This window comes from Streptomyces sp. HSG2 (assembly GCF_016598575.1).
Lineage (GTDB): Bacteria > Actinomycetota > Actinomycetes > Streptomycetales > Streptomycetaceae > Streptomyces.
The window spans coordinates 2,725,042-2,736,888 of the sequence record NZ_CP066801.1 but is presented as its reverse complement, the minus strand read 5'-3'; the positions used below and the strand labels follow the sequence as shown (position 1 = coordinate 2,736,888).

Genomic DNA, 11,847 nt, shown 5'->3' with positions numbered 1-11,847 from the left:
CCTGTAGAGTTTCGTTTCGCGACGCGGAGAAGGAGAGCGCCGCAAGTCCTGGTCCTGTGGAGCAGTTTGGAGTGCTCGCCACCCTGTCAAGGTGGAGGCCGCGGGTTCAAATCCCGTCAGGACCGCAGGAGGGCCCGCTTCGGGGAAGCGGGCCCTTTCTCGTTGCCGAGCGCGCGCCCATGCCCGCACGCCTCCCGGGTCTTGACGCCGTCACATTCACTCGGTACTCCCTAAACAGGGCCCCGCTCCAGGTTCGGGGCCGGTGGAGGTGGCGTATGGCGGCATCGGCGAGGCACGAGACGCGGGCCCTGCTCCGCGCGCATCTGTCGGCCGCGTCGTCCTATCGCCACGCGACGCGTCGCTGCCCGATCTGCCACCGACTGCTCCGGCTGGCGATGGACTCCGCCACACCGACGCCGGAACCCCAGGAGCCCGCACCGCGGGCGACCTCCACTCCCCGGTGATCCCCGATCACCCCAACACCCTTGCCACCGGGGGGCTCTGGAGAACCCGACCCCTTTAACGCACCGACGTCGAGCGGTACAAGCGGCGCGCCGTGTGATGGGTGTCACCGACAAAAAATCCTTCCGAAGGGGAACTCGACCCCCTCCGAGAACCCGTGAATTTTGTATGTGCCATTGCACTGTGAACCCGACACCTCGCGGGCGGAGACGGCGGACTCCCGCGACCGCCCGGACGGCGGCGTCACCCGCCCCTCACCCTCGCGCGGGGGGCGGGGGCCGCGCCCGGGTGAGAGGGGTGAGGGGCGCGCCCCTGGCAGCGCCCGGGCGGCGCCCGTCGCGACGGACGGGCGGCCACCGGGACGCCGAGGTGCCACGCGACGGACTCCCGGAGCGACGCCCGTGCGACGCGGGCCGGGCTCGACGTGCCCCCCCTGAGCCCGAGACGGCCCCCTGAGGCCCCACCGACGGCCCCACCGCGCCGAGTTGGGGTTCGCGGCCTCGCGGAGCGCGCCGGACGGCGACAGAGCCGATCCCGGCGCGCCCGGTGGGCTCGGCACGAGACCCCCGGGCGGCGCGAAAAAGAGATCGCGCCGGACCCGGTGGGTCCGGCGCGATCTTTGTCGCTCCATGGCTCTGTTGGGGCAGAGCCGGCGCCCTGCGGCGCCGAGGTGGTCGTCAGGCGGCTTGGGGAGCCCTCCGGCGACCCGTGAACACGTGGCCGTCAGGCCTCACTGCGCTGCTGCGGGATACCCGCGAGCAGGGCACGAACCTCGGCTTCGCGGTAGCGCCGATGCCCGCCGAGCGTGCGAATCGACGTGAGCTTCCCGGCCTTCGCCCAGCGTGTGACCGTCTTGGGGTCGACGCGGAACATGGTGGCGACCTCAGCCGGGGTCAGCAGCGGCTCGGCATCGGGGGTGCGAGCGGTCATGAGCGGCCTCCTCGGGAGAACCGACGTACTCGGTTCTTTCCTCTAAATTCTGCACCTTGACCCGCGTTGCCCGAAATGGCGCACGCGGGTCGAGTCGGTTATAGGACGAACGGCTTGTCCTCGGCACTACAACTACACCATCTGTCCAGCCGCGTCGGCCAAACCGATGGAATTGCCCTCCCAGGCGTCCATCAGCGACGGAAGCCGATGGACCATGCCATAGCGGACAGTCACGCGCCTGTGACGATCAGTCACAGGATAATCAGGAGCCACGGGACCCCCCAAAGTGCGCACAAAGCTGAGATTCCACCCATAGTGCACCATACCGGGATGGAAAGAGCCCTCCCCGGGCTCCTTGTCCTATTTTGGCATGAGGAGGGCCAACCGGCGCAAGAGTGCGGTACGTGCGGTCCATCACCCTTGAGCCATAGGCCCGGATCAGGACCTTGGTCCCGAGGGTGACGGACGCTCCGACACCGGGACGCCGGTCGCCGGGAAGGGGCCGACCGCCGGAACGAGGGGTGAGGCGAACGCGAGTTCGCCGGCCACGTCAGTTGGCCGAGCGCCGGTCGCGGACCGCCCGCCAGCGCTCCACCAGTCGACCGTACGCCGCCCCCGCCGCCTCGCCGTCGCCTTCTCGCAGCGCCACGATGCCCGCCGCGACGTCCGCCGCCGAGCGGTCGCCCTCCAGATCGGCCGCCGGGAGTGCGTGGACCAGTCCCCCGTAGTCCAACTCCACCAGCGACCGCGGATGGAACTCCTCGAGCCAGCGGCCGACGTCCACCAATCCGTCGATCAGCGGACTCTCGTCCAAGGCCTCCCTCAGTGCCCGCAGCCCCCGCGCGACCCGTCGCCGCGCCCGCGCCATCGGCGTGCGGTAGCGGAGCGTCGGCGCCCCTCCCCCACCTCCCGCGTACTCCCGCTCCTCGTCGGACACCAGCACGAACCACTCGATCGGCACCTGCCACGTCGCCGACCGGATCCACGGGCGCGCGTCCGGGTTCCGCGCCAGCCAACGCTCGTGGTCCTGGGCCGCCTGCCGACGCACGACGGGGGGCAGCACCGCGTCCAGGACCGGCTCGGGGAACTCGCCGGGAAGCTCGCCCAGCGCCAGCCACCCCCGCAGCCGGGTGCGCCACGGACACACCAGGAGCACGCCCTCCACCCGGGTGACGAAGGCGTCCGCGCTCTCGTGCACGGGAACGGCCACCGGGGGCGTGGGCAGCAGATCCGTCAGCGAGCGACGCAACTCGTCCTGACACGTCGGCGGGTCGGCGCGGCGGGCGTAGCGCGCCCAGTGACCGCGCTCGGGCTCCGGGAATGCCTCCAGGGGCTCGTAGACGCGCAGGTAGGCGGCGTAAGGGACAATCACGGAGGACACCTTGGGCACGCATGCTCCCTCCCCCGCCCGACGCTCGGAAAACCTGGCGCCGACCGTCCCCGGCGGGTCGGCGCGACCGGACCCGGGGGCCGGCCACCACCCGCCGGGGCACCCGCGCCGCTCCGAACGGCGTCGAACCCCGCCACCTGCGCCCCGCCGACCCCGACGGGCTCTACTCTCGTGGGCGGCACCACCACCCACCCGGCGCCACCCGTCCACCGCCGCTACGTACTCGGGAGTCACCACCGTGACCGATGTGACCGGCGCACCCGCCGACGTCCTGCACACCCTCTTCCGCACCGAGCGGGGCGGCCACGAACAGGTCGTGCTCTGTCAGGATCCGGCCAGCGGCCTCCGCGCCGTGATCGCCGTCCACTCCACCGCTCTGGGCCCCGCACTGGGCGGCACCCGCTTCCACCCCTACGCGACCGAGGCGGAGGCCGTCACCGACGCGCTCGACCTCGCACGGGGAATGTCCTACAAGAACGCGATGGCCGGCCTCCACCACGGCGGAGGCAAGGCCGTGATCATCGGCGACCCGGAGACGTCGAAGTCCGAGGAACTGCTGCTGGCCTACGGGCGCTTCGTCGCCTCGCTCGGTGGGCGCTACGTCACCGCCTGCGACGTCGGCACCTACGTGGCAGACATGGACGTGGTGGCTCGGACCTGCCGCTGGACGACCGGCCGGTCCCCGCGGGACGGCGGCGCGGGCGACTCATCCGTCCTCACCGCGTACGGCGTCTACCAGGGGATGCGGGCCTGCGCGCGCCACCGGTGGGGCGACGCCTCGCTTCGCGATCGGGCGGTGGGCGTCGCCGGCGTCGGGAAGGTCGGCCGGCACCTGGTCGAACACCTGCTCCGGGAGGGTGCCCGGGTGACGGTCACCGACGTGCGCGAGAGCGCGGTGCGTGAGATCACCGAACGACACCCCGAGGTCCGGACGGTCGCCGACACCGACACGCTCGTCCGGCTGCCCGGGCTGGACGTCTACTCGCCCTGCGCCCTCGGCCGCGCGCTGGACGACGTGACGGTGCCGGTGCTGACGGCCGAGGTGGTCTGCGGAGCGGCCAACAACCAGCTCGCCCACCCGGGGGTCGACAAGCACCTGGCCGACCGGGGCGTCCTCTACGCGCCGGACTACGTCGTGAACGCGGGCGGCGTGATGCAGGTCGCCGACGAGCTGCGGGGCTTCGACTTCGCGCGCTGCGAGGCGAAGACGGCGGGCATCTACGACACGACGTTGGCCGTATTCGCACGTGCGAAGGAAGAGGGCATCCCGCCGGCCACGGCGGCCGACCGGATCGCCGAGCGACTCATGGCGGCGGGCGGAGGGGCCGCCTGAGGATCTCCCGTTCGGCGCTCGACCGGGCCGGCCTCGGGCGGGCGGGCCCGAGGCCGGCGGAGACAACTCTCACGTCGTCCGGCGGGTCGGCCGTCCGGGCCGGCTAGAATCACGACTGACCAGCGAGGACGAAGGGCGTCGAAAGAGCGGGCGACGGGCCCGTCCCACGGGCGACGTACCGGATGGGCGCGGGCTCAGGTACCGTGGAGGACCTACGGACCGGTCTCTCCGAGGAGAACCGGCTCCGATTCATGAACGCGTGTCAAGACTCTGGGGCCGTCGAGCCCCGTCGTTGAGGGGGTCGAGCCATGGGGCGCGGCCGGGCCAAGGCCAAGCAGACGAAGGTCGCCCGCCAGCTGAAGTACAACAGCGGTGGGACGGACCTCTCACGCCTGGCCGAGGAGCTGGGCGCATCGACGTCGAATCAGCCGCCGAACGGCGACGGTTTCGAGGACGATGGGAACGACGAAGACCTGTACGCACGGTACGCCGACCTCTATGACGAGGGCGACGACCGCGGGGACGGCCAGTCCCCGGGGCAACGCCGCGGCGCCTGACCTTGCGCTGACCCGACCGGTCGGTGACATCCGTCACCGACCGGCTTCCGTGTGCTCGGCCGCACCGCCGTCACCCGACCGGTCCGCGCCCGATCAGGCCGCGTAGTCTCCGGTGAGGGCGGCGCCCGTGGCGTGGTCCCCGCGGTCGGTGATCTCTCCGACCACCCAGGCCTCCACGCCGCGGTCCGCCAGCGTCGCCAGCGCCACGTCGACCGACTCCGGCGCGACGACGGCGACCATGCCGACGCCCATGTTGAGGGTCCGCTCCAGCTCCGGTCGCGCCACCCCGCCCATCCGGCCGACCAGGTCGAAGACGGGGCCCGGCGTCCAGGTCGAACGGTCCAGGGTCGCGTGGAGGCCGTCCGGGATCACCCGGGCCAGGTTGGCGGCGAGACCGCCCCCGGTGACATGCCCGAAGGCGCGCACCTCGGCGGTCCTGGTCAGGGCCAGGCAGTCCAGCGAGTAGATCCTCGTGGGCTCCAGGAGTTCCTCGCCGAGCGTCCGCCCCAGCTCCGCCACGCGCGCGTCGAGCGCCAGACCGGCGCGCTCCAACAGCACGTGGCGGACCAGCGAGTAGCCGTTGGCGTGCAGCCCGGACGACGCCATGGCGACGACCGCGTCACCCTCGCGGACCCGTTCCGCGCCCAGCACCCGGTCGGCCTCCACGACACCGGTTCCGGCGCCCGCGACGTCGAAGTCGTCGGGGCCGAGCAGTCCGGGGTGCTCGGCGGTCTCGCCACCGACCAGGGCACAGCCGGCCAGCACACACCCCTCGGCGATGCCCTTCACGATCGCGGCGACCCGCTCCGGACGGACCTTGCCGACGCAGATGTAGTCGGTCATGAACAGCGGCTCGGCACCGCACACCACGATGTCGTCCATGACCATGGCCACCAGGTCCCGACCGATCGTGTCGTGGACGCCCATCCGGCGGGCGATGTCGACCTTGGTGCCGACTCCGTCGGTGGCGGAGGCGAGCAACGGGCGGTCGTACCGCTTCAGCGCGGAAGCGTCGAAGAGACCGGCGAACCCGCCGAGGCCGCCCATGACCTCGGGCCGGCGGGCCTTGCCCACCCACTCCTTCATCAGCTCGACTGCGCGGTCGCCCGCTTCGATGTCGACCCCGGCGGCCGCGTAGGAGGCACCGGTGGTCTCCTCGGTCTCAGACATGACGGTGAGAGCTTTCCTGTCGTACGGCAAGGACGTGACGTGCGAGAACTACGGGCGGCGGACCGCGTCGGCGACGGCCGTGGCCGCGGGGCCGGCGGCCAGCTCGGTCTCCAGGAGCCGCTTGCCGAGCAGCCGGGGGTCGGGGAGTTCCATCGGGTACTCGCCGTCGAAACAGGCGCGGCACAGATCGGTCTTGGCGATGGTGGTCGCCTCGACCATGCCGTCGATGGAGATGTAGGCCAGGGAGTCCGCGCCCATGGAGACGCCGATCTCCTCGACGCTCATCCCGTTGGCGATGAGTTCCGCGCGGGTGGCGAAGTCGATCCCGAAGAAGCAGGGCCACTTGACCGGGGGGGAGGAGATCCGGACGTGCACCTCGGCGGCCCCCGCCTCGCGCAACATGCGGACCAGGGCACGCTGGGTGTTCCCCCGGACGATGGAGTCGTCGACGACGACCAGGCGCTTGCCCCGGATCACGTCCCTCAACGGGTTGAGCTTGAGGCGGATGCCGAGTTGGCGGATGGTCTGCGAGGGCTGGATGAAGGTCCGGCCGACGTAGGCGTTCTTGACCAGACCGCTGCCGAAGGGGATCCCGGACTGCTCGGCGTAGCCGATGGCCGCCGGGGTGCCGGATTCCGGGGTCGCTATCACCAGGTCCGCGTCGGCCGGGGCCTCCACCGCGAGCCGACGCCCCATCTCCACCCGGGAGAGGTAGACGCTGCGGCCGGCGATGTCCGTGTCCGGCCGCGCGAGGTACACGTACTCGAAGACACACCCCTTGGGCTTCGCTTCCGCGAATCGGGACGACCGGAGTCCGTTCTCGTCGATGGCGAGGAACTCGCCGGGCTCGACCTCCCGGACGAAGCTGGCACCGGTGATGTCCAGCGCCGCCGTCTCCGAGGCGACCACCCACCCCCGCTCCAGGCGGCCAAGGACCAGGGGCCGGATGCCCTGCGGATCCCGGGCGGCGTAGAGGGTGTGCTCGTCCATGAAGACCAGCGAGAAGGCGCCCTGGACCTGCGGGAGCACCCTGCCGGCGGCCTCCTCGATTGTCATCGGCTTGCCGTCGTCGTCGACCTGGCCCGCCAGCAGCGCCGTGACCAGGTCCGTGTCGTTGGTGGCCGCGATCCGCGTGGGGCGCCCCTCCTGCCGGGGCAGGTCGGCGACCATCTCGGCGAGCCGGGCGGTGTTGACCAGGTTGCCGTTGTGGCCGAGCGCCAGGGAACCGTGCGCGGTCGCGTGGAAGGTGGGCTGCGCGTTCTCCCACACCGAGGCGCCCGTCGTCGAGTACCGGGCGTGTCCGACCGCTATGTGGCCCTGGAGCGAGCCGAGCGAAGTCTCGTCGAAGACCTGGGAGACCAGGCCCATGTCCTTGAAGACGAGGATCTGGGAGCCGTTGCCCACCGCGATCCCCGCGGATTCCTGACCTCGGTGCTGGAGGGCGTAGAGCCCGAAGTACGTGAGCTTTGCGACCTCTTCGCCGGGAGCCCAGACTCCGAAGACGCCGCAGGCGTCCTGGGGGCCCTTCTCACCGGGGAGCAGATCGTGATTGAGTCGACCGTCACCACGTGGCACGCGTCCGAGTGTAGGCGAGGTCGACCACTGGTCCGAATTGGGGACCCCGGTCGGCAGGGCCGCCCGAGCGCGCCGAGGCCCGTCGTCCCCTTGTCGTCCGCCCCGGTCGGCGTCCTCGGATCGCCCCGCCGTGACCCTTCGCACACGGGACGCGGGTGAGGGTTCGGACCCGGGTCGCACGGCGGGCGCGCGTGGTCCTCGGACGGTGGGGCGTCAGGGAGAGGTCGCGTGGCGGCGCGGCGGACGGTCCGGGGCCGCCCCGTCAGCCCGTCAGCGGCAGCAACCCGCCCAGGTCGGCTCGGTCGCCCCGGACCGTGACCAGCCCCTCCGCGACGGCGTCCGCCCAGGCCATCCGCCCCGTCGCCACCCTGATCCAGGTCAGCGGATCGGTCTCGACGACGTGCGGGGGTGTGCCGCGGGTGTGCCGGGGGCCCTCGACGCACTGCACGACGGCGTGGGGCGGAACGCGCACCTCCGTCGTGCCGCCGGGGGCGCGATCGGCCAGGGTGTCCGCCAGCAGGCGGGTCGCGGCCGCCACCGCCCGCCGGTCCCGGGGGACCTCCAGGCCCGGCACGGCCGCGCTCAGGTCGTCGGCCCGCGTCACCAGGTCGAGGGCGCGGGTGACGACCCAGTCGGCCAACGGCAGCGCGCCGGCGGGGGTGGGTACCAACCTGTCGCCCGGGTGCTCGTCGAGTCGGGTGACGAAGAGTCGCTCGGCCTCGGCGAGCCGGGCATCGAGATCACCGGGCGGGACGACGGCCCGGGGCCCGGCGTCCGACGCGACCGGGTCGAGGGCGGCGACTCCCGGCCAGTCGAGCAGCCGCGCCCCGCGTCGGGCCGGCTCCGGTCCCGCGAGCAGCGCGTCGACGCCGGCCAGCGACGAACCCAGGTCGGCGACCAGGTCGCCGACCGTGCGTCCACCGGCGCCGGCGGGCAGCGTGAGGTGCCGAGGCGACAGGGAGCCCGCGGCGGACCGCAGATGCCCGTACTGGGCGAGCACCGCCGCACGGGTCCGTTCGGGGTCGTAGCGGCGAGGAGGCTTCCGAGACGGCGGCATGCGCGGAAGCCTATGCGCGCGTGCGGACGGGGGCGACGGGCGGACCGGCACGGACGGGGAGCCGGCCGGGCGCGGGCGTGCGCCCGGCCGGCCGTGCCCCGGTCGGCGCCGGTCTCAGCCGAACAGCCGCGGGATCGTGGACTCGTGGACGTCCCGCAGCTCCTCCAGGGACAGCGAGAACTCGCCCTGGACCTCGACCGCCGTCCCGTCCACGACTCCGATCCGGGTGGCGGGGAGCCCGCGGGCCCCGCACATGTCGGTGAAGCGGACCTCCTCCGAGCGCGGCACGGAGACGACCGCGCGCCCGGCCGACTCCGAGAACAGGAAGGTGAAGGCGTCCAGGCCGTCGGGGACGACCAGGCGGGCGCCCTTCCGGCCCAGCAGCGCCGATTCCACGACCGCCTGGACCAGACCGCCGTCGGACAGGTCGTGCGCCGAGTCGATCATCCCGTCCCGGGACGCGGAGATCAGGATGTCGGCGAGCAGCCGCTCGCGCTCCAGGTCGACCCGGGGCGGCAGACCACCGAGGTGGTCGTGGACCACCTGTGCCCAGGCCGAGCCGCCGAATTCCTCACGGGTGTCGCCGAGGAGGTAGAGGAGATGCCCCTCCTCCCGGAAGGCGACCGGCGTGCGGCGCGCGACGTCGTCGATCACGCCCAGGACGGCGACGACGGGGGTCGGGTGCACGGCCGCCTCGCCGGTCTGGTTGTACAGGGAGACGTTGCCGCCGGTCACAGGGGTGCCGAGCACCTGGCAGGCGTCCGCGAGTCCGCGCACGGCCTCGGCGAACTGCCACATCACGGCGGGGTCCTCGGGGGAGCCGAAGTTCAGACAGTCGGAGACGGCCAACGGTCGGGCACCCGTCGCCGCGACGTTCCGGTAGGCCTCGGCCAGCGCGAGCTGCGCCCCGGCGTAGGGGTCGAGCTTGGCGTAACGGCCGTTGCCGTCCGTGGCGAGGGCGACGCCGAGTCCGGTCTCCTCGTCGACCCGGATCATCCCCGCGTCCTCAGGTTGCGCGAGGACGGTGTTGCCCTGGACGAGGCGGTCGTACTGGGAGGTGATCCACTCCTTGGACGCCTGGTTGGGTGAGCCCACCAGGCTCAGCACCTGCTCACGGAGGCCCTCGGCGGAGTCCGGCCGGGGCAGCCGACCGGCGTCGTCGGCCTGGAGCGCGTCCTGCCAGGAGGGTCGGGCACAGGGCCTCTCGTAGGTCGGGCCCTGGTGCGCGACGGTACGCGGGTCCACGTCGACGATCTTGCCACCGTGCCAGTGGATCTCCAGGCGGTCGCCGTCGGTGACCTCGCCGATCACGGTGGCGGTGACGTCCCACTTGGCACAGATCTCCAGGAAGCGGTCGACCTTGTCGGGCTCGACCACCGCGCACATCCGCTCCTGGGACTCGCTCATGAGGATCTCCTCCGGCGAGAGGGTGGCGTCCCGCAGCGGCACGTCGTCGAGCGTGACGCGCATCCCGCCGGAGCCGTTGGAGGCCAGCTCGGAGGTGGCGCACGACAATCCGGCCGCGCCGAGGTCCTGGATGCCGACGACCAGCCGCTCCCGGAAGGCCTCCAGCGTGCACTCGATGAGGAGCTTCTCCTGGAAGGGGTCGCCCACCTGCACCGCCGGCCGCTTGGAGGGCTTGGCGTCGTCGAAGGTCTCGCTGGCCAGGATCGAGGCACCGCCGATGCCGTCGCCGCCGGTGCGGGCTCCGTAGAGGACGACCTTGTTCCCGGCCCCGGAGGCCTTGGCCAGGTGGATGTCCTCGTGTCGCATCACACCGATACATCCGGCGTTGACCAGGGGGTTTCCCTGGTAGCAGGGGTCGAAGACGATCTCTCCGCCGATGTTGGGCAGGCCCAGGCAGTTGCCGTAGCCGCCGATGCCCGCGACGACCCCGGGCAGGACACGCCGGGTGTCCGGGTGGTCGGCGGCGCCGAAGCGCAGCGGGTCGACGACGGCGACCGGGCGGGCACCCATGGCGATGATGTCGCGGACGATGCCGCCGACGCCCGTGGCCGCGCCCTGGTAGGGCTCGACGTAGGAGGGGTGGTTGTGCGACTCGACCTTGAAGGTGACCGCGTACCCCTGGCCGATGTCCACCACGCCGGCGTTCTCCCCGATGCCTACCAGCAACGCGTCGCTCTCGGGCGCCTGCTCGCCGAAGCGACGGAGGTGGACCTTGGAGGACTTGTAGGAGCAGTGTTCGGACCACATGACGGAGTACATGGCCAGTTCGGCCCCGGTCGGACGGCGTCCCAGGATCTCCACGACCCGTTCGTACTCGTCCTTCCTCAGCCCGAGCTCCGCCCAGGGCAGCGCGACGTCGGGGGTCGCGGCGGCGTGCTCGACGGTGTCCAGGGGCGTCCGGCTCATGCGGTGACCAGCTTCTTGAGAATCGAGGTGAAGAACGGCAGGCCGTCCCCGCCGCCGGTGCCGATCAGCGGCTCCACGGCGTGCTCGGGGTGCGGCATCAGGCCGACGACGTTCCCGGCCGCGTTGGTGATGCCGGCGATGTCGCGAAGGGATCCGTTGGGGTTGCCGTAGCCGTCCGCGGCCGGGCCGTCGGCGAGGTAGCGGAAGACCACCCGGCCCTCGGCCTCCAACAGGTCCAGCGTGTACCGGTCGGCGACGAAGCGGCCGTCCCGGTTCTTCAGCGGGACGCGGATCTCCTGTCCGGGGCTGTAGTCGACGGTCCAGGCGGTCGCGGTGTTCTCCACCCGCAGCGCCTGATCCCGGCAGACGAAGTGCTGGTGGTCGTTGCCGAGCATGGCCCCGGGCAACAGGTGCGCCTCGGTGAGGATCTGGAAGCCGTTGCAGATGCCGAGGACCGGCAACCCGGCGGCGGCCTGTTCGACGAGGGTCTCCATCACCGGCGAGAAGCGGGAGATGGCACCGGCCCGCAGGTAGTCGCCGTAGGAGAACCCGCCGGGCAGCACCACTGCGTCGACCTGTCGCAGGTCGCGGTCCTTGTGCCAGAGCGCCACCGGCTCGGCGCCCGCTCGCCGGACGGCCCGACACGTGTCCCGGTCGTCGAGGCTGCCGGGAAAGGTGACGACGCCGATACGGGCGGTCACCTGCCGGCCCCCGCGACGTCCGCCGACTCCTCGACCCGGACGGTGAAGTCCTCGATCACGGTGTTGGCGAGGAAGGATTCCGCGAGGTCGTGGATGTGGGCGAGGGCCGCCTCGTCGACGGGGCCGTCGACTTCCAGTTCGAAGCGCTTTCCCTGGCGGACGTCCGAGATCCCGTCGAATCCGAGCCGCGGCAGTGCGCGCCGCACCGCCTGGCCCTGGGGGTCGAGGATCTCCGGCTTGAGCATGACGTCGACTACGACGCGTGCCACTGGCACTCCCGGTGTGTGGTGCTGAGCAGG

The 11,847-nt window shown here is 72.1% G+C and carries 11 protein-coding genes and 1 tRNA gene; 4 read left to right on the top strand and 8 right to left on the bottom strand.

Features of this window, described 5'->3' with window-relative positions; translation table 11 throughout:
• Window positions 1-50 precede the first annotated feature (50 nt).
• Together JEK78_RS11550 and JEK78_RS11545 are read left to right on the top strand one after the other, a co-directional pair.
• Window positions 51-125, top strand: a tRNA-Asp gene (locus JEK78_RS11550).
• 150 nt (window positions 126-275) lie between these two features.
• The gene (locus JEK78_RS11545; RefSeq protein WP_200258201.1) at window positions 276-464 is read left to right on the top strand and encodes a DUF6274 family protein; all 189 of its coding nucleotides are present in this window, start codon (window positions 276-278) and stop codon (window positions 462-464) included.
• A 721-nt stretch (window positions 465-1,185) separates the two neighbouring features.
• On the opposite strand, the gene bldC is transcribed toward JEK78_RS11545, so the two are convergent.
• Both bldC and JEK78_RS11535 read right to left on the bottom strand, forming a co-directional pair.
• Window positions 1,186-1,392: a developmental transcriptional regulator BldC gene (bldC, locus tag JEK78_RS11540; RefSeq protein ID WP_003949541.1), complete on the bottom strand. Its 207-nt coding sequence runs from the start codon at window positions 1,390-1,392 to the stop codon at window positions 1,186-1,188.
• Window positions 1,393-1,942: 550 nt separating this feature from the next.
• Window positions 1,943-2,782, bottom strand: coding sequence for a hypothetical protein (locus JEK78_RS11535; RefSeq protein WP_200258200.1), 840 nt, complete (start codon window positions 2,780-2,782; stop codon window positions 1,943-1,945).
• Window positions 2,783-3,020: 238 nt separating this feature from the next.
• On the opposite strand from JEK78_RS11535, the gene JEK78_RS11530 reads away from it, so the two are divergent.
• Both JEK78_RS11530 and JEK78_RS11525 read left to right on the top strand, forming a co-directional pair.
• The gene (locus tag JEK78_RS11530; protein WP_200258199.1) at window positions 3,021-4,115 is read left to right on the top strand and encodes a Glu/Leu/Phe/Val dehydrogenase dimerization domain-containing protein; all 1,095 of its coding nucleotides are present in this window, start codon (window positions 3,021-3,023) and stop codon (window positions 4,113-4,115) included.
• 308 nt (window positions 4,116-4,423) lie between these two features.
• Window positions 4,424-4,672 carry a DUF3073 domain-containing protein gene (locus JEK78_RS11525; protein WP_200258198.1) on the top strand — a complete coding sequence of 83 codons (249 nt, stop codon included), beginning with the start codon at window positions 4,424-4,426 and terminating at the stop codon, window positions 4,670-4,672.
• Between the two features lie 93 nt (window positions 4,673-4,765).
• Here JEK78_RS11525 and purM read toward each other — a convergent pair whose 3' ends face one another.
• The 6 genes from purM to purS all read right to left on the bottom strand — a co-directional run bounded on the left by purM (window position 4,766) and on the right by purS (window position 11,817).
• Complete coding sequence (purM, locus tag JEK78_RS11520) at window positions 4,766-5,842, bottom strand: phosphoribosylformylglycinamidine cyclo-ligase (RefSeq protein ID WP_200258196.1); 1,077 nt, start codon at window positions 5,840-5,842, stop codon at window positions 4,766-4,768.
• Between the two features lie 48 nt (window positions 5,843-5,890).
• Entirely contained in the window at window positions 5,891-7,417 is a 1,527-nt protein-coding gene (gene purF, locus JEK78_RS11515) for an amidophosphoribosyltransferase (RefSeq protein WP_200258194.1), read from the bottom strand.
• Between the two features lie 262 nt (window positions 7,418-7,679).
• The gene (locus tag JEK78_RS11510; RefSeq protein WP_200258191.1) at window positions 7,680-8,474 is read right to left on the bottom strand and encodes a sterol carrier family protein; all 795 of its coding nucleotides are present in this window, start codon (window positions 8,472-8,474) and stop codon (window positions 7,680-7,682) included.
• A 114-nt stretch (window positions 8,475-8,588) separates the two neighbouring features.
• A complete protein-coding gene (gene purL / locus JEK78_RS11505) occupies window positions 8,589-10,847 on the bottom strand; it encodes a phosphoribosylformylglycinamidine synthase subunit PurL (RefSeq protein WP_200258189.1) in 2,259 nt (752 codons plus the stop codon).
• Window positions 10,844-11,548 carry a phosphoribosylformylglycinamidine synthase subunit PurQ gene (gene purQ, locus JEK78_RS11500; RefSeq protein WP_200258186.1) on the bottom strand — a complete coding sequence of 235 codons (705 nt, stop codon included), beginning with the start codon at window positions 11,546-11,548 and terminating at the stop codon, window positions 10,844-10,846. Before purQ ends, purL begins: the two co-directional genes overlap by 4 nt.
• On the bottom strand, window positions 11,545-11,817 hold the full coding sequence (gene purS / locus JEK78_RS11495) for a phosphoribosylformylglycinamidine synthase subunit PurS (protein ID WP_200258183.1): 273 nt from the start codon (window positions 11,815-11,817) through the stop codon (window positions 11,545-11,547). The genes purQ and purS overlap by 4 nt, the downstream gene beginning before the upstream one ends.
• Window positions 11,818-11,847: the final 30 nt, after the last annotated feature.